Here is a 23,277-nt window from a genome sequence, read left to right as displayed (position 1 = left end):
TTGCCTACGATGGTTGCCCGACAGATCCCATCGCCATTTCTGCGCTTCCTCGTCTCGGGAGGCGTCAACACGCTGGGCACCTACCTCTTGTACCTGGCATTGCTTGTGTTCATGCCGTACTGGTTGAGCTATGCGATTGCTTTCATCTCTGGGATCGCGCTGGCCTACGTGCTCAACCGGTTCTTCGTCTTCGGGGCCCCGCGGAGTGAAAAGAAGGCCGCGATGCTGCCGCTGGTCTATCTGGGGCAGTACGCGCTTGGTGCGCTGACCGTCTATGCATGGGTCGACACATTTCGCTGGCCTGCCGCTTTCGCGCCGCTGGCGAGCATCGCGCTGACGTTGCCTTTGACCTTTGCCGGGAGCAGATGGCTCTTCAAGTAGGCCACCACCTCCCGTGATCCTTACGTAGCTCATGAATGCCAACCCGCGCGCGAGGGAACGCCACTCCTTTCGAATCGAGGCGAACGCAACGAATGCGCTCCTCCTTCTTGGCCTTGTGCTGTCGTTCGTGCTCGCCAGCGCCATCATGTCCGGATGGAAAGGCGCTCTCATTCCTAATCTCGATCACCCCTTTGTCTATGCAGGCGACGCACTGAGTCACCTGTGGCTTGCTCAACGCGCGTCGGAAGGTTGGATCTTCGCCAATAGCCGAAGCGGCTTTCCTTTCGGATCATCCTTCTTGGACTACCCCGGATCGGACAGCGGGAACCTCCTGATCCTCAAACTGCTCGGCAGACTGCTAGGCAATTACTACTCGGCCGCGAACCTCTATTTTTTGCTGAGCTTTCCGGCGACCTTTGCCGCCACTTTCGTCGTCTGCAAGAAGCTCGACCTGAGAAACGACAGCTCCTTCGCCTGTGCCCTGCTCTTCACTCTGCTGCCGTTCCACTTCGCTCGGCTGCTGATGGGCCATCTGTTCTACACATGGTATTTCGCTGTCCCGATCTATTTCTACATCGGGTATCGGTGCTTCAGACTGCAACCGCTGGCGTCCTCGCGCGCAGGGCTGGTCGGCGTGGCGCTCTTGCTGGTCGCACTGAGTTCCTTCGGCGTGTATTTCGCGTTCTTCGGGCTGATCCTGCTTGCCCTCTTCGCGCTCATGGGCGTGGCCGCCCATCGGACGCTGGCCGTGCTCAAGGCTCCTCTGGCCGCGGGGGCGGTGATCACCCTCGGTGTCGGCCTGAACGTACTGCCGAATGTCATTTACACCTGGAAGAACGGCGTCAATCTGGAGGTCGCTCAACGCATGCCCGTGGAGACCGAGATCTATGCTCTCAAGCTGACCCACCTCGTAATGCCGCATTTGCAGCACCGGCTGAATTTCCTCGGCGATTTCGCCGCGCAGTACGCCACCGCATTTCCGTTGTCGAACACGGTGTCTTACGTCGGCATCGTCGGTCTGGCGGGATTGTTCATCGTTCTCTTCCATGCCATTCAGATGGCGGCCGGCCAACGGGTAGAACCGACCCAGCGCGTCATCACCGTCCTGACCCTCCTGATCCTCCTCGTCGCTACGGTCGGTGGATTCAACGTGTTCTTCGCTTTGCTGGTGTCTCCGACGATCAGGGCTTGGGATCGAATGGGTGTCTTCGTCGGCTTCTTCGTTCTGCTCGCCGCATTCGTCAAGCTTGACCGACTTCTGTCAGCCAGGCAGGTTTCGACGAGGCCTGCCGTCCTGCTTGTCGGCCTTGTCATTGTTGTCGGCGTGTGGGACCAGACGGCCAGGTTCGGGGAGAACGAGGCCCTCAGCGGCCGGGCCAGGTTCGAGTCGGACAAGGAGTTCGTCGGGCGGATCGAAGCCCTGATGCCAAGGGGGGCCAGCATCCTCCAGATCCCGTACATCTCGTTCCCCGAAAGTCCACCTGTTCATCGCATGCACAGCTACGATCAGTTGGTCGGATTCCTCAATTCGAAGGAACTGCGCTGGAGCGGTGGCGGCATGGCCGGCCGCAAAGGGGACAAGTTCTATCGCCAGCTTTCCGCCGCGCCGATTTCTGTCCAGATCGAAACGGCGCGAGCGCTTGGCTTCGCGGGGGTCTATGTCGATAAGCGGGGCTATGCAGACGGAGGGGTCGAGGTGATCGACAGCCTGACGCGGCTGCTGAACAAACCGGCCACCTTGGTCCGGAGCGATGGTGAAGTCGTATTCTTCTCTCTGGTCTGAGTTCGCCCGCGGTGGATCGCGGGCCGGCACATCATCGGGGCTATAGGTCGGACTTTGAAACGCAACACATCTTGTCTGACACAGTCGCCCTGTCGCGCAACACCTTCGGCAGGAACTCGCAGCGCGAAAGGACGCCGCCGCTGTCGATCTTCTTCAAAAAATCCGGAAGCTGCGGTCCGATGTCCATGCCGAAGGCGAAGTCGGACACGTAGAACACGTTGATCGGTTGGCGTCCTTGCTGGAAGAGAAAGTAGGCGGGGCCGTCCAGCACCAGCCGTTCATCGCCATCCTTGATGTCGCAGCGCCTGGCGAGTGCAAGCAGACGGGCACGCTCGTCCTCATGCACGAATGCCGGTGTCGATAGCAGTTGCCCCGTGATCACGTTGTTGCCGATTCGTGCAATCCTCAGCAGTTCGGGCGTCTGGAGGGCGAGCAACAGCACCATGCTCGTTATCGCGAGCCACATCCAGTAGAACGCAAAAGCACCCGAGGCCGACCGCATCCAGTTCGGTGCCGCCATCGCCGTGGGTAGCACCAGCAACAGCAGCACGACCAACGCGGGCACGATCAGGCCGGGCGTGTAGAAATGCCAGGCATTCGGGTTGTACACGCTGCCGTGTAACACCAACCCCGCGACAAGCGCGAAGCCGAGCAGGATCGTCTTGTCGAGCCGCTTGCCCGCCAGTTGCACCGCTAAGCGGAGGACGGCGGCAAGGAGCAACGTCAGCGCCAGCGCGTACAGGCTGGCCTTGAGCAGCATTCCGAAACGGTTCAGCCAGGGCGCTATCCATTCGCTTTGGATCGCCGGCAGCCAGCTTGATTGATATGCGATCGTCACCGGCATGCGATCCATCACCAGTCCGAGCGAGGACGCCAGGTTGCGCAAAGCCTCCAGCAAAAGAGCAGGCTTGTCACTCGCAAGCAGACGAAAGTCCAATGTGTGCTGCGCGAGCACCTTCGCCATCTCGGGCGCGCCCGGACAGCTCGCAGTCAGTTGGGCATACTGGAACGACTGGAAGATGGCAAAGCCGGTCACCAGCATGGCGCCAGCCACCCACTGCCGCCCGGCATTTCGAAAGACCAGCCAGGTCGAAGCCACCATCAGCGGCGCGAAAAACAAGGCCTTGGGATGCGTCAGCAGGAACACCGATCCCATCAGGAAGAGCGCCGCGCCCTTCAGGCTCTTCATGGGCAAGCCGTCCGATGCCTTTGCGGGCCAGAAGAGTGCGAGCATGCAGTACGCGACAAGCCCCAGCACCAGAAGTTGCTCCGACCGCGCGAGGACGAGCACGAAGGGCAGCACGCCAAGCATGTTGAACGACAGGATCAGCGCCTGGAAGCGCCGCCTCGGAACAAGCGTTTGCGGATGGCGGCCAGCCCAGATCCACAGCAGCAGCAGCCAAGCCGCACACAGCGCGATTCCCCTGATCCGGAGACCGATGCCCGTCGCACCTGAGTACACGATGGCGTTGAAGACTGCACCTGGATACCACGATGCCGGTATGGGTGCCAGCAACGGACGGCATTGGGGAAACAGGTTCAGCAGCGCGCCTCCTTCGATGAAGAAACGCGCGCGTGCCATCTGAATCGCGATCTCGTCGGAGTAGATCGGGATCAACATGGCGACGATGAAAGTCGCCATTGCCAGCGCCGCGATGGCTAAAGACATCCAGTCATTCAGCCGGATCGTCGAAGGCGCTTGAAGATGAGCTCTTGGCATTTAGGGCCGACGGCACCGTCCGTGCCAACCGCGCCCGGAGGGCTGAAAGTTCAAGCCGATGACGTGCGGGCAGCCTGCTACTGCCACCGGCCATTGATCCAGTTGGTCGGCTCCAAGCCTTGGAGCTTTCTATCCCAAGCTTCAATGAGGAATTCTTCGAATTCCCTGCTGCTGTCCAGGCTCTCGACATAGAGTGAGGACTTTTGCCTCAGCTCGGTGGCCTTTTCGTTTCTCCAGGCTGAGTCCTTCGCCAATTTCACCGCGATGTCGATGTAGTCATGCTTGTCCCTGGCCGTGAGACCGGTCACGCCGATGTACTCATAGATCGCTGCAGTCCAGCGCCCAAACGGAATTTCCGAAGGAAGGGTCACGATCGGGACGCCAAGCATCGCTCCATCGAAACTGGACGACATTCCGCAGAGCGGGTATGAATCCAGACAGCAGTCCACCGATTGCAGCAGCAAATGTGCATCATCCTTGCTGAGCGCAGGCAGGAATATGACCCTTTCAAAACTTTTCCCAAGTTTTTCCCGCAACCTGATCTTGAGGTTCTTGTACTCCGCGCGCAGGAATACCAGGACGCCGGATCCGTCGCGCTCCAGCAGGTCGCGAAAAATCTCGTCCATCTCCGGATGAACCTTGGGAGGCGTGTTGGCGCAAAGATAGACACGGACGTCAGGACCGCAGTTCAGCAAGCGCCGTCGGACTTCGGCCCGTATCGCTGGAGGTACTGGCCAGGCATTGCTGGATAGCGCCGGCTTTTCTATCCAGTAAGGAGGGTGCTCGAGGAATGAGACAGCGGTCTTGTAGTAGGCGGCTGGATCCTCGGGCTCGGCTTGTCGCCACGAAATGTAGTAATCCGAATTCGTCAGCCCGTCGGTCCAGTTCGGTTCCAGCAAGATCATCTGGAGGGGCGCGAGCTTGGCCATCATTGGATAAAAAGATGTGGCGATGGCTGGACCGGCTACGATGATGTCCAACTCTTGGCTTGCAATCGTTTCGACTGCCGCGTACGTGTCGAGATCGGAAAATTCGACAGTCTTTCCCGCACGTTCGACCCAGCTCTTCGCAGCCGGTGTCTGTCCCGGCTTTCCGGGACGCAGGAATACCGTATCGAAGATGTCCGGATTCAATTGCGTCAGCAGCCCCGACATCATTGGCATCGAATCGTGGACATTGAAGCCAACGCGGATCTTATTTCGTTTCTCGCCGGTGGCAGCGAACCTGCGGCCGATGTGCGGTGCGACAAAGTTCAACTTCGGCCAAGTCTTGAAAACCATCTTTTCAAGCGCGGCCATCGCCTCACCATACAACTCTGGCTTCGCCTGACAGAAAAGCAACTGCCACGGCATCCAATTGATGGTCATGTCGACAATCGGATTCGTGAGTTCGATTGGACTTTCCGCCAAGGACTGACTGGCAAAAATGAATTGACGCAGCACCCATCCAGGATCCATCTGATAGTGGGGGATCATCGGGGGAGAGAGGTCATGAAGAATGCGCAGCGCCCTCTCATCTGCCCTGAACTGCTCATTGTCGGCCCTGTGAGAATCAAGAATTGTGTTCAGTATCTCGGCAGCGAAATCAGCACTGAGATCGAGATATTTCGTAAAAAACACTAAAATCCGGGCCAATTCCATCGGCTGCGGATTTTCTCGAAGAAACAGGATGAAGCGTTTTCTCAAGGTATCGACCATGCCGGCGGGGAGCATTGATTCGAGTTCCTTGAAATTGACGACGAAATCAACGGGCGCGCGCTTGCTGAACCAGTGATAGAAATCCAGCATCGACAGAGCCGACGAGCGAGCCATGGATCCTGAATTCTCGACAAACCTCAGGTAGCGATCATATTCCAGACGACGAGCGCATACCTGCATGTACAACGCCGACATGTCGCCGTCCGCGGGGTACCTTTGTTGTCCATTTTCAAGAGTTTCGAGGCATTTGATGAAATCATCGAGCCTGAGCGATGCCAAGGATGAATAGTAGTAGTCCTCGGCACTCTCAACATCACGTGCAACCAACGCCTTGTAGATCTCGGCTGCTTCATTGCGTCGGCCAAGTTTCGCCAGCAATTCCGCAACATTCCAGAGCGTGGTCGCATCCCTGGAGGTTTGCTGCACAAATATCAGCTTCTGCTCTGCAAGCTCTGCCAGACCATTTTTTGCGCAGTATTCAATAAGGCTGACCTGAACGGGTGAATGGACGAATTTTTCAAAAAGAACCTCGCAAACATCGGCTTCAGTCTTGGCTTCTGGCGCCACGAAGCGGGCGACACGACTCACCTTGTGGATCTCAATGCAGATGCGCGCGAAATGCCCCATCAGTTGCTCGGCCTTCGGGAATTTTTCGAGGCCCGCCTCCAGCAAGTCGGCAGCTTGTTCCGGATTTCTGAGCCGGTATGCGGCGAGGCCGGCGTACATCGCGCTTTCCGGACTGCTGGCCTGCTGCGTAGTCAGGTGACGATAGATCGCCTCCGCGTCTCCTGTCCGTCCGTTCTGCAAAAGGAGATCGGAAAGCTTCCAAAGTGCTTCGCTGTCCACGATGTCCTCGATGGCAGAGCGGATCTTGCGTTCAGCGAGCTCGATCAATCCACTGCGGAGACAGTAACCGATGAGATTGACCTGGATCTGCGGATCCTTGTATGCATCAAAGAGTGCTTCGCAAGCCTGCGTCTCATTGGCCGCGTTCGGCACCAGCACACGGGTGACCCGATCCATCTGTCCCAACTCGGAGCAGATCCGAACCATGTGCTCGCGCAGATTGTGCGCCGCGGGATAGTCTGCCAGCCCTTTCTCTAGCAGGTCGACCGCTCGACCAGGATTATGCAATCTGTATTCCGCGAGTGCGGAATGCATGACGGCTTCTGAATTTTCAGCCGGGCGGACTGCGAGTCGCCGATAGATGACTTCGGCCTCCTTGCTGCGCCGGTTCTGCAGCAGCGCATCGGCTAGCCGCCAAGCCGATGTGGTGTCGCTGAGATTCTCCTGGACGGATTGGAACCTCGCGTCCGCGAGTTCTGTCATAGCATTGTTGAGGCAATACTCAATAAGACTGACTTGGACGTTCGAATGCGGGACCTGGGCGAAAAGCGTTTCGCATGCCCCCGCTTTGCTCGTCGTGCCATTCGTGAACCGTTGAATCGCGCGATTGATCTGCCCGAGCTCGGAACAGGTGCGCACGTAGTGCTCGAGCAACCGCCGATCCTCCGGAAACTTTCCCAAGCCCGCTTCCAGATTTTCGATCCCACGCTTCGGCTCGCCCAGCCTCAGTTGTGAAAGGCCGGAATAGCAATAGTCATCGGCGCTGCGCGGCGTGATGCTGGCCAGGTCGCGGTAGATTGCAAGAGCTTCCGATGGGTTTCCATTGGCGGCAGCCAGGTCGGCCTGCACCCATTGGTCTTGCGCGCTCCGGGAACCGGACAGCAGCCGATTGATGAATGCTTTAAATTTCATGGTACGGGCCTGTCGATGTGCCGATTTTGACCATTGTTCTTTCAGCGATCCCCTTGACGCAAACAGGCGCTGAGATGAAATCGCCAGTTTGTGTCAAAGCGGACCGAGGGATGCGAGGCGATCAAGCTACCCCGCTGCAATTATTGGAAGCCCCGAGTCGGACCCGACGCTGCTTAATATTTCTTCCACACTACCCGGTTCACGTAGTCCACATAGCTGTGGATGATCCGAAGCACCTTGTCGGAAACGTTGGGCATGCTGTAGTCGGCGACCAGGCGCAAGCTGCGATCGGCGCCCCGTAGTTGCGAACTCAGGACAGCCAAGCCTTGGCGGACGCGCTCGACGCCGAGCCCCACCATCATGACGGCGGCCTCCTCCATGCCCTCGGGCCGCTCATGCGCCTCGCGCAGGTTGAGGGCCGGGAAGTTCAGGATGGAGGACTCTTCATTGATGGTGCCGCTGTCCGAAAGGACGGCCTTGGCGGACATCTGCAGCTTCACGTAGTCGTGGAAGCCGAGAGGCTTCAGGAGGCGGACCTGAGGGTGAAAGCTGGTCGATGTGGCCTGGACTCGCTTCTGCGTTCGGGGGTGCGTGGAAACGATCACGGGCAGGTCGTGGTCTTCGGCAATCGCATTCAAGGTGGAGACCAGCTTGCCGAATGAGCCTTCTGACTCGATGTTCTCCTCGCGATGCGCACTGACCACGAAGAAGTTGCCCTCGGTCAGGCCCAGGCGCTGCAGCACGTCGGAAGCCTGGATCTGGGGCATGTAATGGTGCAGCACCTCATACATGGGACTGCCGGTCTTGATCACCTGGTCGGGCGGCAATCCCTCTCGCAGCAGGTAGTCGCGCGCAATCGTGCTGTAGGTGAGATTGATGTCGGCAGTGTGATCGACTATTCGGCGATTGATCTCTTCCGGCACCCGCAGATCGAAGCACCGATTGCCGGCTTCCATGTGGAAGATTGGAATCTTGCGTCGCTTGGCGGGAATCACCGAAAGGCAACTATTGGTATCGCCAAGCACCAGCATCGCCTCGGGCTGCACTTCTGCCAGCACGCGATCGACCTCGATGATGAGATTGCCGATGGTATGCGCCGCGCTCGTGCTGCCGGTTGCGCTGTTCAGGAAATGATCCGGCTTGCGCAGCTTCAGGTCATCGAAGAAGACCTGGTTCAACTCATAGTCGTAATTCTGCCCCGTGTGGACCAGCACGTGTTCGCAGTGTTCGTCCAGCGCGGCGAACACACGGGACAAACGAATGATCTCGGGTCGCGTGCCGACCACCGACATGACTTTCAGCTTCTTCATAACTCAGAGTGTCAGAGCGGACTGGCGTAGGTGTCTGGCTTGGCGCGGTCAAAGAGCTCATTCGCCCACAGCATGACGATCATCTCGTCCTGCCCGATGTTGGTAATGTCGTGTGTCCAGCCCGGCGCGGTCTCGACGATCTCGGCCTCGTCGCCGTTGGTGGTCAACTCGTAAGTCTCGCCGGTTTGCATGTGGCGAAACTTGAAGCGCGCATGGCCCTTGATGACCAGGAACTTCTCGGTCTTGCTGTGGTGGTAGTGGCCGCCACGGGTTATTCCCGGATGGGCGGTGAAATAGGAGAACTGGCCGCTGTCAGGCGTTCTGAGCATTTCCACGAACACACCACGCGCGTCCCCATGGCGCGGGACGCCGTACTTGAACGCATCCACTGGCAGGTAGCTGACATAGGTCGAATACAAGGCCCGCACGAGCCCCGTCCCGACGCGCTCGGTCACCAGGGTCTTCCGGCTTTCCTTGAAGCGGACGATGAGCTCCGCCACCTCGCCCACGGTGGTCGAGTACTGGGGCGTCATCGTTGCGAAGCCGGCAGCATCCAGCGAAGCGTTGGCGCCGTCGAGCAATTCAATGAAACGCGCCACGAGGTCGTCGATGTAGACGAGCGTCAGAGGCGCTGCCGGATCGCGCACCTCGATCGGCAGCCCGCGGGCGATGTTGTGGCAGAAGGTGGCCACGGCTGAGTTGTAGTTCGGACGGCACCATTTGCCGAACACATTGGGAAGGCGAAAGACATGCGCCGGGAATCCATGGCGCTTCGCGGCGGCGAAGACAGCCTGCTCCGCTCCGCGCTTGCTCTGCCCGTAGGCGTTGTCCCGTTCAGCCTGGATGGAAGAGGTCAGGACAAAGGGGATCTTCCTGCCGCTCGCCTCGATCTCCCTGGCAACCGCGTCGCACAGCGATTGCGTCAGCTCGAGGTTTCCGGTGGTGAACTCCTTCGGGTCCTGCGGCCGATTGATCCCCGCGAGGTGGAACACGAACGCCACGCCGCGCAGCAGTTCCGGCAGCTTCGAGACGCTGTCACCGGATTCGAAAGCGACAACCTCCACGTCCTTGCGCTCGGAGAGCGCCAGGCGGAGATTCTTGCCGACAAAACCGCCGGCACCCGTGATGAGCACCTTCACCGGATCACCCTTCCAGCACGGCTGGCTCGCCGCGAGCGACCTTTTGCATGAACTCGAGCCTCAGAAGCAGTTGCTTCATGCCCTCGACGTCCAGGCGCGTGGTGTTGTGCGAGTTGTACTCCTCGCCGTGAAGGGCTCGCGTGATGCGGCTTTCGCCCTGCTCGACAAACTTCGCATAGTTCAGGTCGCGTCCGTCCGGCGGCACACGGAAGTAGTCGCCAAGGTCTTCCGCGCAGGCGCGCTCCTCCTTGCTGAGCAGCGACTCAAACAGCTTCTCGCCATGCCGCGACCCGATGATGGCAATGGGATGGTCCTTCTTCCCCATCAGGTCCAGGATGGCCTGGCTGAGGACTTCCATGGTCGCGGCAGGCGACTTCTGGACGAAGATGTCCCCGTTCTGCCCGTGCTCGAAGGCGTAGAGAACCAGGTCGACCGCGTCCGCCAGCGTCATCATGAAGCGCGTCATGTCCGGGTCAGTGATCGTGATGTCCTGGCCGTCGAGGACCTGCTGCACGAACAGCGGAATGACCGACCCACGGGAGGCCATCACGTTGCCGTAGCGCGTGCCGCAGATCACGGTCGCGGTGCCTTCGAGGTTTCGACTCGCGGCCACCATGACCTTCTCCATCATTGCCTTGCTGATGCCCATGGCGTTGATGGGATAGACCGCCTTGTCGGTGCTCAGGCACACAACCCGCTTGACGCCCGCGGCGACCGCGGCCTCGAGGACGTTCTCGCCGCCCAGCACGTTGGTGCGAACCGCCTGCATCGGATGGAATTCGCACGACGGGACCTGCTTGAGGGCGGCCGCGTGGAACACGTAATCGACGCCGCGCATGGCGGCGGCCAGGCCGTGCGCATCGCGCACATCGCCGATGTAGAACTTGAGCTTGGCGTTGTTGTAACGCTTGCGCATGTCGTCCTGCTTTTTCTCGTCCCGGCTGAAAATCCGGATCTCACCGATGTCCGTCTGGAGAAAGCGCTTGATGACGGCGTTACCGAAGGACCCCGTCCCGCCTGTAATCAATAAGGTTTTGTTGCTGAATGGCGTTTGCATCTGAAATTGGGGCTCGAGGTTCTATGTAGGAAGTGGTCGACTGGGTCGGCGAGGGGAAAGCCTGTCAGGCCGGGCCGCGCGAGCGTCACTTGTCCGAGATGGCGGCAACCAATCGCGCACTTTAGCGCAATCTCCAACCGCGGCTTGCGCGCACGCGCCGCCACGGCCGCCCTGAACAGGCTGCGAAAGCGCCCTCAGGATTGCGCTGAGATCGCGTCTGCCAGCACCTGGACGACGCCATCTTGCATTTCCCGCGTCAGCCCCACCCAGAGAGGGAGGCGGATGAGGGATTCGGATTGGCGATCGGTGACATCCAATGTGCCGTGGGCCCTGCCATAGCGGCGTCCCGCCGGCGAGGAGTGCAACGGAACGTAATGGAAGACAGCCGCAATGTCGGCCCGCTTGAGCGCGTCCAGCACCTTCTGCCGATCGATCCGAGGCGTAAGCACCACGTAGTACATGTGGGCGTTGTGCCGGCAACCCTCGGGCACCCGCGGCCGCCGGAGAGCCCCGGCTGTCTCCAGATGCTCCACAAGGACGTGGTAGCGGTCCCAGGCATCCATGCGCATCTGCGTGATGCGCTCGGCCTCCTCGAACTGCGCCCACAGGAAGGCGGCGATCAGTTCGCCCGGGAGAAAGGAGGACCCGACCGACTGCCACGTGTACTTGTCCACCTCGCCCCTGAAGAAGCGACTGCGGTCGGTGCCCTTCTCGCGGATGATCTCCGCCATCTGGACCAGGGCGGGGTCGTTGACGAGCAGCGCCCCGCCCTCCCCGGAGATCACGTTCTTGGTTTCGTGGAAGCTGTAGGCCCCCAGTTGGCCGATGCTGCCCAGGGGCCTGCCCTTGTAGCTCGCCATGACACCCTGGGCGGCGTCCTCGACCACCGTCAGTCCATGCCGTTCGGCGATGGCCATGATCGCGTCCATCTCGCAGGCTACGCCTGCATAGTGAACCACCGCGATGCCGCGGGTGCGAGGGGTGATCGCCGCCTCGATGAGCGACTCGTCGATGTTCAGGGTGTCGGCGCGGATGTCGACAAACACAGGGACGCCACCCCTCAGCACGAATGCGTTGGCCGTCGATACGAACGTGTAGGACGGCATGATGATCTCGTCGCCCGGCTTCACATCCATCAGCAGCGCCGCCATCTCCAGCGCCGCAGTGCACGAATGCGTGAGCAGCGCCTTGCTGCAGCCGGTGCGCTCTTCGATCCATCGGTGGCAGCGGCTCGTGAACAGCCCGTCTCCTGCCAGCCGGCCGTTGAAGTGCGACTCGGCGATGTAGTAAAGCTCCTTGCCCGTCATGTACGGCCAATTGAAGGGAATCTTGCTGTTTGCCATATCGATTGTTTGCTTGCTGGCGACCGATCCGGTGCCGCGTCAGCGTCCTTGGACGCAACGATAACGACTCGGCCCGCCGCCAGCCTTCAGAGGTCTTTCGGTTTGCTGCAATTGTCCACCGTGGTGCTCCCGGCAGTAAACGCCAAGCAGGCGGATTTCCTCGTCCGAGGCGACCAGCGGCACCCCCTCCCCAGCCAGCAGGCGCGCAATCATGCCTCGGCCCGCGCGGTCTTCCGCGCGGGCGACAGAGAATGGCGCCAGCGTCGACACGCCCAATCCGTAAAGCTTGTAGTCCAAGACTGTCTGCGAGGCGCCGAGGACCGGGTACACCGCCTCGAAGGGAAAGCCTCCGCCCCAGATCACCACCGGATAGTCAGGGAACCCGGCGACGCGGGCGCGCGCGTGCGCGTCGGCTGTGTTCGTCGACCTCGACTCGGAGAGAACGTTGAAAGCATTTGCCGCCGCCGCCAGGAGGAGCACCGCGCAAAGGGCCCGATTGCGAACCGAGCCAGCGCTAGTCCGCTGCAGCAGCGGAGCGATCGCCAGGAGGCTGACCACCGGCAGGTAGACGCGAATGATACCGGGCCTGCCAAGGAAACCCATCGCGACAATCGCTGCGAGGAAGATCGCCCACGCCATGAACAACCCTCGGCTCGGCCGCAGCATGGCACCGAGCACTCCGACGACGACGAAAACCCAGAGCGATGGATGTCCGAGCGCCTTCAGACTGATCAGCGCATTGGCCCACGCGTGATCCTGGCGCGGCAGAGGACCGGCCTCTGCCAGCATGGCGTCCAGCTTTACCGGATCGGCGATCCCTGGATCGACGAAGAACCACTTTTCCATCAAGGCAACATCGTTGAGGCTGTAGCCATGCCGCTCGACGATGTCCGGGCGTTTGCGCAAGGACTCCCCGGCACGAAAGTCCGTCAGTCGTGCGCGAACGGGGTTGAGCGCATTGAACTCTTGCCATTCCTTAGCCTGGTACGCGCGATGATCGAAGATCGCAGCCGCGGCAATGGCACAGCAGACTGCCAGCAGGACCCCCTGCACGCGCCTGGATCGCAGCGGGCGCCAGGAAAGAAGCGGAAGGGCGACCGCCAGCACGAGCAGACACTCCTGACTCCGAATCAAGTAGCTCAGGAGGGCGAGCAACGCGCTCGCCGCCAGCGCCCAGGCGGGGCGTTCGACCGAATGCACGCACCAGAGGATCGCTGCTGCGACCATGAGCATGCCCGCGTTGACCGTGAACTGGGGAAAGAGCATGGGGCGCACGAACAGAAGGCCGGCGGCTGCCAGGCTCGGCACACAACCCGCACCGAGACGCAGCATCCCGTACGTCACGGCGGCGCACGCGATGGAGAGGGCCCCGATCGTCGCGGTCGAGTAGCCCAGCAGTCCGCCGAAAGCTGGAATGCTGCGCGCCATGTAGCCCCACAACACGTTCGAGAACATGAGGTAGGGAGGTGCGCCCGGCGCAGCGATGCCGTAGCCGTGCGTCACCATGGACATGGCGACGTCGTCGTTGGTCTCCCACCGCGGCGGCGAGAGCATGTACAAGACGACCAGCAGTGCCGATGCAGTTGCGAGCGCCGTCGTCAACGCGAGCCGCGCCGGCGAGCGCCGCACTTCCCGGTCTGTTTCAACCACGCGCAATCGCCACCGTACCGATCACGATCATCGCGACGCCAAACACCTTCGCAAGCGTGATCGGCTCATTCAGTAGCCAGGCGCTGAGGACCAGGACGATCACGAAGTTCAGGCTCATGAAGGGATAGGCATGGCTGAGCTGGAACTTGGTCATAGCCGCAATCCATGTCAGCGATGCAAGAAAGGCCGCCGCCAACCCGGAAACGATCCAGGGATCGATCAGCACACCGAAGATGTAGCGGATCTTGTCTGCGAACTCCGCAGGCAGGTGGCCGTGAAATCCGACGCGCCACTTGAGGACGAGCTGACCGTAGACAGTGAAGCCGATGGTCGCTGCGATATAGATGTAATCGGTGAGCCGCGCAATCATGAGCCGTCCTGCACGGCAAGCCCGAAACCGCTCTTCCCGTAGCCGTTGCCGTTGTAAAGCATGTATCTCGAGCCCCGATGTTCGAACACGAAGGGATACTCGATCATCTCGGCATCCCATCCCTCCTCCGAGACGTCGATGCCCGCATCGTCCAGCCGGAGCATCCAGTCGGATCCGTTTTCGCTCGACGCATAGCCGATTCGATAGGTCTGGCCCGTGCCGCTGCGATACGAGAACCACATGTGATAGCCCTTTGCATCCTTCACGACCGTAGGGCGCGAGAAGGCCTGAGCCTTGTCTAACGCGTAGGGCACGGCGACGCCGTCCCGACGCCAATGGTTGCCATCCTCGGACGAGGCATGGCGGATGACGTGGACCATCTCGCCATTTCCGCCGTCCCATGTGAGCGTCGAGCCGTACCACATGCGGCATCGGTCGCCTGGCCCGTCGTTGATGACCCACGGATAGGAAAGGCTGACCGGATCAACCACATCCAGCGACATGAACGCGCTTTCTCCGTCCAATGCGAGCCGCAGATCGCGGTCGACGGCCAGGCGCCCGATCTCGCCGCGCCAGTGCGCGTCGGGCGGGTTCTGCCAGCCCATGAAGAGGATGTAGCGCCCGGAGCTCGTCTGATAGCAGTTCCCGATGCTCACGCCGTCTGCGTAGAAGCTGCCGGCGGGGCCATGCTCGAACAGCGGTGTAAAGTGCTCGTGGAGCACCCGCCGCTTCACGATGTCGATGTCGACCGCACCAACCGATGAGCGCTGCCGATCATCGCGGCCACTGTAGAACACGCGGTAGATATCCCCGGCCAGTGGCACCGCCAACGGGTTGGCCGCATGCGTCAGGAGCTTGGGATGGCGGTCTCCGCCAGGGCAGTAGAGACAGCCCAGCTTCTTCCAAGCAATCGTCATATGCCTCTCAAGCGGGTGCTCGGCACGCGTGATCGCTCTGTGGCCGGACCGATGTAGACCCCTTCGGCTTCGGCATCGGCCAGCAGCAGCGCGCCGGCGCCGATCACGCACCGCTCGCCGACCTTGATGTGATCCCGCAGCGTCGCGTTCACACCTACGAAGCATTGCTCCCCGATCTCGACGCCGCCCGAGACAACCACATGGGAGGCGAGGAAGCAATGGTCCTTGATCGTCGAGTGATGCCCGATGTGATTCCCGCTCCAAAGCGTCACGTTGTTGCCGATCCGCACGAAGGGCTGGATCGTGTTGTCCTCGAAGATGAAACAGTTCTCCCCGATCTGCCCATCGTTGCGCACGGTCGCCGCCGGGCTGATGAAGCTTGCAAGGCGATAGCCTTTTGCCTTGGCGGCCAGGTACTTCTCCTTGCGGACCGCGTTCAAGCGGGAGTAGCTGAGCGCCACGAACATCTCGAAATCAGCCGGGGAATAGCGGTCGAGGACGTCCTCAAAGGGGATCACCGGCAGTCCGCAGAAGGTCGGCGCAGTCACGAAGGCCGCATCCACCGTGAAGCCCGCGACCTCGAAATCGGAATCCGAACTGAAGTAGTAATGGGCCAACTGGGCAATGTCGCCGGTTCCGAAGATGACAAGACGCTTGGTCATACCTGCTTCCTGACAAGAATGGTGAATTCGTACAGCCCGTAGTCATGCAGCAGGGCCACGTTCTTTGCGTAGCGGCGCTTGCACAGGTCGAAAAGACGGCAAGGATCCGCGTAATACAGGTCTGGCCGCATGCGATCGGCGTCGGAGTACGAGGTCAAGCAGTTGAACGCGAAGCCGAGCCGGCTTGTCCGGTCGAGCTGGTCCAAGGTCGCCTCCAGGTACGACTGCCACTCCGCATCCGTACGCTCCATCCGGACATTGAAGATCCCGCTCGCCACCCCATAGTCCCCGATGACGTCCGGAACGCTCGCCTGGATGAAGCGCGCATTGGAATGGTCCTTCAGTCGCTCGCGTGCCGCATCGATCATGCTGGCAGAGACGTCGACGCCCAGATAACTGATCTCCGGGCGATCCGCCGCCAGAAGATCGAACAGGGCACCATAGCCACAGCCCAGGTCGTTGACGGACACCTCCCCGGGCCGGTCGATGATTCTGCAAAGCTGACGGAAACGCAGGATCTGGCTTTCCTCCCCGTTCCAGTCGACGCCTCGTGGGCTCAGACCATGCTCGGCCAGCTTGCCCGAGTAGTAGGCGGCCACGTCCGCCAAGAGATTCTGATTGCCTTCTTCAACCATTTCGCGCTCCAGATCGGGGTTTGGCCTCGAAGTACAGGACCAGGGCTTTCTCGGACCGCGAGAAGCGTTTCTGAATCAGGTGGGCAGGCAACATGGTGCTCCGATTGAGAACCATGCCGAGTACGGATGGAAAGTGCGTCTTGAACTTGACCTGGCGGCGGCCCGATTCCTTCGTACGCTCCAGTTGCGACATGCCGAGTTTGGAACTCTCGCTTCGCTTCACCAGGAAGTTCGAGATCGGCAGCAGGAGGTTCGAGACAGGAAAAGTCAGTCCTGCGAGGTGCTGCAAGCTCCACTGGTTGGCAGCGGCCAAGGCCTCGATGCTCGACCTCGTGTATCGCCTGCAGTGCCCGGCGATGTCATCCTCGATGCCCCAATGCGCGGGCGATCCGGGGACAAGGCCGATCATCAGCCCCGACGGCTTCAAGACTCGCTCGGCCACCCGCAGGAACTGGGACTGCATCGGATCTTCCAGGTGCTCCATCACCATGCACGAGATGACGAGGTCCGCCTTGCTCTCCTCATCGGTCGAAAGGAAGTCCTGGTTGACCGCCGAGAATCGATGTTCGGAAACCTCGGCAGCGAAGCGCTCCTGCAGTCTGCGGATCGTCCTGGGCTCCAGGTCGTAGGAACACCCGGTCCAGCCGCGACGCAGGAGCACCTGCGTGATCTCGCCGCTGCCGGGTCCGATCTCGATGAAGCGGCCGGGCGGAAGCCGCCGCAGCCTCTCGTCGAGGTACATCAGTTGAAGAATGGTTCCGGGTGGCAATACCGCCATGCTGCGACCTTCGATGTCAGGAACGGGCCTCTCGCGATCGTTCAAGCGCCTGGCTTCCTGCGCGACTCGAGATAGCCGTCCACTGAGAGCGGCTCCTGAAAATCAAAGCCCAGGATCTCCCGCGCGTGCGGCGGCAAAAGGTCGCCATCGAGGACGCCCGCGATCTTGATCTGCTGCTTGAAGTAAGGAATGGTGTAGACGTGGTTCACGGCGCGGCGTGCCCGGCTGCTGCGGTTGTAGCCGCCCGAATGGAAGGCCATGCAATCGAGAAGGATGAACTGGCCCGCCCTGGCTTCGACCTGCACGGCATTCTTGCGAACGTGGCCCGGCGACGGAAAGGGCCCGTTCCTGTGCGACGCAGGCAGCACGAAGGTCGCGCCATTGTCGGCCGTGAAATCGTCCATGCAGAACAGGGCGTTGATGGCCAGGGGCGTGGTTGACACGAAGTGCTGGTACGGCAAGTCCCGGTGCCAGGCGCCCTGGTTGTATGTCTCCAGGGGCGGGTTGATCACGCCGTTCTGCTGATTCAGTACGAACTTTCCGCTGATCAGCATGGCGACGGTTTTCAGTACGTGTTCGTTCAATGCCAGCCGCAGGAAGGCGCCGTCGCCGTAGGCCAGCATCAGGCGAATATTGTTCAGTTCGTCGAGGCTCTCGAGATAGGCTTGGCCGTGGCGAGCGATGTAGGCCTCCCGGATCTCATCAAAGGCTTGGGAGAGGACCTGGAGCTCGGCCTGCTTATAGCCCGAATCGATCGTGGCGTATCCGAGGATGCGCACCTGCTCCGCCGCTTCCGCGAGCGGCCCTTCCGCCGCCACCCGCTCCAGAACACCGTAGCAAGCCGATGGAATCTCGCGCGCTTCCTGGTTCAAGGATGGCCCTCCTGTTCCCGGCCGTACACCTGTCGCACGATGGTGTACGGCCGCTGCTTCACCTCCGAGAATATCTTGGCAATGTAGATGCCCTGCACACCGATGAAGAAGATGATGAGCCCAGAAAAGAGCCAGATCGACGCGATGATCGATGTATAGCCGTCCGGCGGTGCCGACGAGGAGAAGTACCGCCCCCCGAGATACAGGATGTAGAACACGGCCGTCATCGAGATCAGCAACCCCGAATAGAACGTGAACACCAAGGGCAGGCTGCTGAACGAAGTCACTGCATTGACCAGATGACTGAGCTTGCGCGACAGCGAGTAGGTCGTCGGACTCGTCGCATGCTTCTGGACCGTGAGTTGCACCTGCTTGAAGCCGGTCGTCACCCAAAGCCCACCGATGTTGAGCTCTCGCTCTTCGTGCCGCAGGAGCCCGTCGACGTACCTTCGCGACATCAGCCGGGCCGTCACGATGTTGTTGGGCTGCGCGACGCCGGTCAGCAGACGAAAGGCCCGATAGAACACGGCGCCGCTCACCTGCTCGAAGAAGCCGCCGCGGCGGCTGGACTGGGCGCCATAGACCACGTCGCACGACGCCGCCTCCATTTGGGCAGCGAAGGGGATCAGCCATTCCGGCTCTTCTTCCAGATCACTGTCGATCAGAAAGATGTACTGGCCCCTGGCGGCCGCGAGGCCGGTCATCATGGCCTTGTGGTGTCCGAAGTTGCGCGAGAGATCGACCACGACGACATGCGGGTCGACCTCCGTGAGCGCGACGGCTCTCGCAAGACTGTCGTCCGGGGAACCGTCGTTGACGAGGACGATCTCGAACGCCTCGCCCACCAGTTGCCGGGCTGCCTCAGTGGCGCGCCGATGGAATTCGGCGATGTAAGGCGCCGATTGGTACAGCGTCGCAACGATCGAGAGCTTCACGCTGCAGACCTCATGTAGCGCCGCGCATCCTTGCCGCAGTTGAACAGGAGATCGAGGACAGTCACGCCATGGACGAATTCGCCCCACAACTGCGGATACTCCGGATAGCCTGCATAGTCGAACCAGGCGAGCGCAACGCCTCGCTCGCGGAAGACTTCCTCGTCCACGTAGCTCTTGGCCGACGGGCCGGAGATGTATTCGGTGGCACCGGCCTGCACGCACAGGTCTGCCAGACGCTCGGTCTTGTCCCCGACCAGGGAATACTGCGCCGAATCACTGATGGTCGTGCCGATCTCCAAGTACTGGCAGATCGTCTCGATAAACCGCCTGTTCAAATCGGACAGGTGCGAATACGTCTGCCCATACAACGGTTCGATCCATTCGGCAATCTCCTCAAAGTGCGCGGCACGCGCATAGTTCTGGGCCAGCGATTTCCAGTGCGTGGCACCCCAACCCTGTCCATCGATTTCCGTATCCCTGATCTTTTGCTCGTACTTCCCCTTCACGCGAACCGGGACCGTCAACCACTGAAGCCCTTGCGGGGTTTTGATCTGGTTCCGGTTGCGCCAATCCCGCTTGGTGTACTGCATTTCGTCGTAAAGAATGAACTCGTCGACTGCGCCGATGAGGTCGAAATAGCCCTTCCAAGGGATGTAGTTCGACTGAACGATGGCAATCTTCTTCAATTCGTCTCTCTCACTCAAAGTTCTCAAGGCACCGCGCACGGCGCCAGGCCGTGCATGCGACGGGTGGCCGTCAGACGAACACCTCTGCCATTCGGAATGCCGTCGCCGCGGAATCCTTGGCCGACAGTTTCGGGGGTCCGCCGACATCAGGCCAGCGGATATCCAACTCCGGATCGTTCCAGGCGATCGCGCGCTCATGGGCCGGCGCGTAGTAGTCGGTCGTCTTGTACATGAAGTCCGCTGACTCGCTTAGCACGAGAAAGGCGTGTGCAAAGCCTGCGGGCACCCACATTTGCTTGTGGTTGTCCTCGCTCAGTTCCACGCCAACCCATTGGCCGAAGGTGCGCGATGACTTTCTGAGGTCCACTGCGACATCGAACACCGCTCCACGAGCCGCGCGGACGAGCTTGCCCTGAGGCTGTTCGATCTGATAGTGCAACCCACGAAGAACGCCCTTGACGGAGCGCGAATGATTGTCCTGGACAAATTCGACGTGCTCACCAATCGCTTCGTCGAAAGCCTTTTGATTAAAGCTCTCCAGGAAGAATCCTCTCGCATCGCCGAAGACCTTGGGCTCAATGATCAGGACGTCTGCAATTGTTGTAGGCGTGACCTTCATGAGCGAACCCCTTCGCCAAGCAAATGATTGAGGTACTTTCCATACCCGCTCTTTTCCAGTGGCCCAGCCAGCTTCGCCAATTGCTCGGTGCTGATGAACCCATTGCGCCACGCCACCTCTTCCGGACAGGCAATCTTGAGCCCCTGCCGGTGCTCCAGCGTCGCGATGAACTGCCCGGCCTCCAGCAGGCTCTCGTGGGTGCCGGTGTCCAGCCAGGCATAGCCCCGCTGCATGATCTGCACGTTGAGCTGGCCGCGCTCCAGGTAGGCCTGGTTGACGGCGGTGATCTCCAGCTCGCCGCGCGCGCTGGGCTTCACGGCCTTGGCGATGTCGACCACCTGGTTGTCGTAGAAATACAGCCCCGTCACCGCATAGCTGCTCCTGGGCTTGGCCGGCTTCTCCTCGATGCTGCTGGCCTTGCCGTTCGCATCGAAGGCAACCACGCCATAGCGCTCCGGGTCGTGCACGTGATAGGCGAACACCGTTGCGCCGTTCTCCTTCTCGTCGGCATCGGAGAGCAGGTGGAAGAAGTCGTGCCCGTAGAAGATGTTGTCCCCCAGCACCAGCGCGCTCGGCGAATTTCCCACGAATTTGTCGCCAATGATGAAGGCCTGCGCCAGCCCGTCGGGGCTGGGCTGCACGGCGTACTGCAGGTTGATGCCCCACTGGCTCCCATCACCCAGCAGTTGCTGGAAGCGCGGCGTGTCCTGCGGCGTGCTGATGACCAGGATGTCGCGCATGCCGCCCAGCATCAGGGTGCTGAGGGGGTAGTAGATCATCGGCTTGTCGTAGACCGGCAGCAGCTGCTTGCTGATCGCCAGCGTGGCCGGATGCAGGCGTGTGCCGGAGCCGCCGGCCAGGATGATGCCTTTGCGTTGCGTCATGGGATTGTTTTCCGGTGGTGAGTCAGAGCGTCTCGTGCAGCATGCGCGCGACGCCGGTCTGCCAGGACGGCAGGCTGAGGCCGAAGGTGGACCGCAGCTTGAGGGTACCCAGGCGCGAATTGTGCGGCCGCGTGGCGGGGGTGGGAAAGGCGCTGGTCGGGACGGCGTCGACCATGGCGGGCCCGGCCTTCAGCGCGACGCCGGCCGCCTCGGCCTGCTCGAGCACGAAGCGCGCATAGCCGTGCCAGGTGGTCTCGCCGCCGGCCGCGAGGTGATACAGCCCGGCCTTCGCCGGATCGCGCAGCGTGTCGCGGATGGCATGGGCCGTCACGTCGGCCAGCAGCTCGGCGCCGGTCGGAGCGCCGAACTGGTCGTCGATCACGGTCAGCCGCTCGCGCTCCTTGGCCAGTCGGAGCATGGTCTTGGCGAAGTTGCCGCCGCGCGCGGCATAGACCCAGCTGGTGCGGAAGATCAGGTGCTTCGGGCCATGGGCGGCAATCAACTGCTCGCCTTCGAGCTTGGTGCGCCCGTAAACGCTGAGCGGCGCGGTGGCATCGTCTTCCTGCCAGGGCCGCTCGCCGCTGCCGTCGAACACGTAGTCGGTGGAGTAGTGCACCATCAGCGCGCCGACCTGCTGCGCGGCCTGGGCAATGGCACCGGGCGCGGTGGCATTCAGCAGGCGCGCCAGCTCGGGCTCGCTCTCGGCCTTGTCGACCGCAGTGTGCGCGGCGGCGTTGACGACCACGTCGGGCCGCAGCGCGAGCACCGTCTGCGCCACGCGTCCGGGATCGCGAAAGTCGGCATGGAGCTCGGTGCTCCTGGAGTCCAGCGCGACCAGTTCGCCGAGCGGCGCCAGGCTGCGCTGCAGCTCCCAGCCCACCTGCCCCGTCTTGCCGAGGAGCAATACCTTCATGCGGCCTCGTACTGCTTCTTCACCCAGTCGCGGTAGGCGCCGCTTTGCACGTTGCGCACCCACGCGGCGTTGTCCAGGTACCACTCGACGGTCTTGCGGATGCCGCTGTCGAAGGTCTCCGCCGGCTTCCAGCCCAGCTCGCGTTCGAGCTTTCGCGCATCGATGGCATAGCGCCGGTCGTGGCCGGGGCGGTCGGTCACGAAGGTGATCTGCTCCTTGTAGCCGCGGCCGTCGACGCGCGGACGCAGTTCGTCGAGCAGTGCGCACACGGTGTGCACGATCTCGATGTTGGGCTTCTCGTTCCAGCCGCCGACGTTGTAGGTCTCGCCCAGCTTGCCGGCCTCGAGCACGCGGCGGATGGCGCTGCAATGGTCCTTCACGTAAAGCCAGTCGCGCACCTGCATGCCGTCGCCGTACACGGGCAGCGGCTTGCCGGCGAGGGCGTTGACGATCATCAGCGGGATCAGCTTCTCGGGGAAATGGAAGGGGCCGTAGTTGTTCGAGCAGTTGGTGGTGAGCACCGGCAGGCCGTAGGTGTGGTGCCAGGCGCGCACCAGGTGGTCGCTGGCGGCCTTGCTGGCCGAGTAGGGGCTGTTGGGCTCGTACTTGTGCTCTTCGGTGAAGGCCGGGTCGCTGGACGAGAGCGAGCCGTAGACCTCGTCGGTCGAGACGTGAAGGAAGCGAAAGGCCGTTTTCTGCTCCGCCGGCAAGGAGCCCCAGTAGCCGCGCACGGATTCGAGCAGGCGGAAGGTGCCCAGCACGTTGGTCTGCACGAAGTCCTCAGGCCCGTGGATCGAGCGGTCCACGTGCGACTCGGCTGCGAAGTTGAGCACTGCGCGCGGCCGGTGCTCGGCGAGCAGGCAGTCGACCAGGGCGCTGTCGCCGATGTCGCCCTGCACGAAAATGTGCCTGGGGTCGTTGTTGAGCGAGGCCAGGGTCTCGAGGTTGCCGGCGTAGGTGAGCTTGTCGAGATTGACCACAGCCTCGTCGCTCTGGGCGAGCCAATCGAGAACGAAGTTGGCGCCGATGAATCCGGCGCCGCCGGTAACCAGGATCATGAAGTCCCCCGCTGTGCAAATGAAAAGGCCGCCTGCCGGCCGGCAATCGGGGATTATCCCATCGCGGCATGCCGCGGAAGGCGCCAGCGCTCCCCCCGGCGCGGACCGCG

At 61.4% G+C, this 23,277-nt stretch carries 21 protein-coding genes; 2 read left to right on the top strand and 19 right to left on the bottom strand.

The window, feature by feature from the left end; genetic code table 11:
- Nucleotides 1–9: 9 nt before the first annotated feature.
- Nucleotides 10–381: a GtrA family protein gene (locus tag E5P3_RS04455; RefSeq protein WP_232073426.1), complete on the top strand. Its 372-nt coding sequence runs from the start codon at nt 10–12 to the stop codon at nt 379–381.
- Between the two features lie 31 nt (nt 382–412).
- Nucleotides 413–2,164: a sugar translocase gene (locus E5P3_RS04450; RefSeq protein ID WP_162584862.1), complete on the top strand. Its 1,752-nt coding sequence runs from the start codon at nt 413–415 to the stop codon at nt 2,162–2,164.
- 40 nt (nt 2,165–2,204) lie between these two features.
- Here the strand turns inward: E5P3_RS04450 and E5P3_RS04445 are convergent, their stop codons facing one another.
- The 19 genes from E5P3_RS04445 to rfbB all read right to left on the bottom strand — a co-directional run bounded on the left by E5P3_RS04445 (nt 2,205) and on the right by rfbB (nt 23,167).
- On the bottom strand, nt 2,205–3,833 hold the full coding sequence (locus E5P3_RS04445) for a hypothetical protein (protein ID WP_162584861.1): 1,629 nt from the start codon (nt 3,831–3,833) through the stop codon (nt 2,205–2,207).
- 128 nt (nt 3,834–3,961) lie between these two features.
- Complete coding sequence (locus E5P3_RS04440) at nt 3,962–7,339, bottom strand: O-linked N-acetylglucosamine transferase family protein (protein ID WP_162584860.1); 3,378 nt, start codon at nt 7,337–7,339, stop codon at nt 3,962–3,964.
- Between the two features lie 173 nt (nt 7,340–7,512).
- The gene (gene wecB, locus E5P3_RS04435) at nt 7,513–8,649 is read right to left on the bottom strand and encodes a non-hydrolyzing UDP-N-acetylglucosamine 2-epimerase (protein WP_162584859.1); all 1,137 of its coding nucleotides are present in this window, start codon (nt 8,647–8,649) and stop codon (nt 7,513–7,515) included.
- Nucleotides 8,650–8,660: 11 nt separating this feature from the next.
- Entirely contained in the window at nt 8,661–9,788 is a 1,128-nt protein-coding gene (gene wbjC, locus E5P3_RS04430) for a UDP-2-acetamido-2,6-beta-L-arabino-hexul-4-ose reductase (RefSeq protein ID WP_162584858.1), read from the bottom strand.
- A gap of 4 nt (nt 9,789–9,792) precedes the next feature.
- Nucleotides 9,793–10,845 carry a polysaccharide biosynthesis protein gene (locus E5P3_RS04425; protein ID WP_162584857.1) on the bottom strand — a complete coding sequence of 351 codons (1,053 nt, stop codon included), beginning with the start codon at nt 10,843–10,845 and terminating at the stop codon, nt 9,793–9,795.
- Between the two features lie 194 nt (nt 10,846–11,039).
- A complete protein-coding gene (rffA, locus tag E5P3_RS04420) occupies nt 11,040–12,188 on the bottom strand; it encodes a dTDP-4-amino-4,6-dideoxygalactose transaminase (protein WP_162584856.1) in 1,149 nt (382 codons plus the stop codon).
- 39 nt (nt 12,189–12,227) lie between these two features.
- Nucleotides 12,228–13,838, bottom strand: a complete 1,611-nt coding sequence (locus tag E5P3_RS04415) for a hypothetical protein (protein ID WP_162584855.1) — start codon at nt 13,836–13,838, stop codon at nt 12,228–12,230.
- A complete protein-coding gene (locus E5P3_RS04410; protein WP_162584854.1) occupies nt 13,831–14,208 on the bottom strand; it encodes an EamA family transporter in 378 nt (125 codons plus the stop codon). Before E5P3_RS04410 ends, E5P3_RS04415 begins: the two co-directional genes overlap by 8 nt.
- Nucleotides 14,205–15,125 carry a hypothetical protein gene (locus tag E5P3_RS04405; protein ID WP_162584853.1) on the bottom strand — a complete coding sequence of 307 codons (921 nt, stop codon included), beginning with the start codon at nt 15,123–15,125 and terminating at the stop codon, nt 14,205–14,207. Before E5P3_RS04405 ends, E5P3_RS04410 begins: the two co-directional genes overlap by 4 nt.
- The gene (locus E5P3_RS04400) at nt 15,122–15,787 is read right to left on the bottom strand and encodes an acetyltransferase (RefSeq protein WP_162584852.1); all 666 of its coding nucleotides are present in this window, start codon (nt 15,785–15,787) and stop codon (nt 15,122–15,124) included. Before E5P3_RS04400 ends, E5P3_RS04405 begins: the two co-directional genes overlap by 4 nt.
- Nucleotides 15,784–16,422, bottom strand: a complete 639-nt coding sequence (locus tag E5P3_RS04395) for a class I SAM-dependent methyltransferase (protein ID WP_162584851.1) — start codon at nt 16,420–16,422, stop codon at nt 15,784–15,786. The genes E5P3_RS04400 and E5P3_RS04395 overlap by 4 nt, the downstream gene beginning before the upstream one ends.
- Nucleotides 16,415–17,245, bottom strand: coding sequence for a class I SAM-dependent methyltransferase (locus E5P3_RS04390; protein WP_197893938.1), 831 nt, complete (start codon nt 17,243–17,245; stop codon nt 16,415–16,417). Before E5P3_RS04390 ends, E5P3_RS04395 begins: the two co-directional genes overlap by 8 nt.
- Nucleotides 17,242–18,072 carry a phytanoyl-CoA dioxygenase family protein gene (locus tag E5P3_RS04385; protein ID WP_232072982.1) on the bottom strand — a complete coding sequence of 277 codons (831 nt, stop codon included), beginning with the start codon at nt 18,070–18,072 and terminating at the stop codon, nt 17,242–17,244. Before E5P3_RS04385 ends, E5P3_RS04390 begins: the two co-directional genes overlap by 4 nt.
- On the bottom strand, nt 18,069–19,007 hold the full coding sequence (locus E5P3_RS04380) for a glycosyltransferase family 2 protein (RefSeq protein WP_162584850.1): 939 nt from the start codon (nt 19,005–19,007) through the stop codon (nt 18,069–18,071). The genes E5P3_RS04385 and E5P3_RS04380 overlap by 4 nt, the downstream gene beginning before the upstream one ends.
- Nucleotides 19,004–19,693, bottom strand: a complete 690-nt coding sequence (locus tag E5P3_RS04375) for a WbqC family protein (protein ID WP_162584849.1) — start codon at nt 19,691–19,693, stop codon at nt 19,004–19,006. The genes E5P3_RS04380 and E5P3_RS04375 overlap by 4 nt, the downstream gene beginning before the upstream one ends.
- Before the next feature lie 70 nt (nt 19,694–19,763).
- Nucleotides 19,764–20,312 carry a dTDP-4-dehydrorhamnose 3,5-epimerase gene (gene rfbC / locus E5P3_RS04370; protein WP_162584848.1) on the bottom strand — a complete coding sequence of 183 codons (549 nt, stop codon included), beginning with the start codon at nt 20,310–20,312 and terminating at the stop codon, nt 19,764–19,766.
- Nucleotides 20,309–21,196 (bottom strand): glucose-1-phosphate thymidylyltransferase RfbA, encoded by an 888-nt coding sequence (gene rfbA, locus E5P3_RS04365; protein ID WP_162584847.1) that lies wholly within the window; start codon nt 21,194–21,196, stop codon nt 20,309–20,311. Before rfbA ends, rfbC begins: the two co-directional genes overlap by 4 nt.
- Nucleotides 21,197–21,218: 22 nt before the next feature.
- Complete coding sequence (rfbD, locus tag E5P3_RS04360; protein ID WP_162584846.1) at nt 21,219–22,109, bottom strand: dTDP-4-dehydrorhamnose reductase; 891 nt, start codon at nt 22,107–22,109, stop codon at nt 21,219–21,221.
- Nucleotides 22,106–23,167 carry a dTDP-glucose 4,6-dehydratase gene (rfbB, locus tag E5P3_RS04355; RefSeq protein ID WP_162584845.1) on the bottom strand — a complete coding sequence of 354 codons (1,062 nt, stop codon included), beginning with the start codon at nt 23,165–23,167 and terminating at the stop codon, nt 22,106–22,108. Before rfbB ends, rfbD begins: the two co-directional genes overlap by 4 nt.
- Nucleotides 23,168–23,277 lie beyond the last annotated feature (110 nt).

This window comes from Variovorax sp. RA8 (genome assembly GCF_901827175.1).
In the GTDB taxonomy this organism is placed as follows: Bacteria; Pseudomonadota; Gammaproteobacteria; order Burkholderiales; family Burkholderiaceae_C; genus Variovorax.
This window is presented reverse-complemented; position numbering and strand designations above follow the sequence as displayed.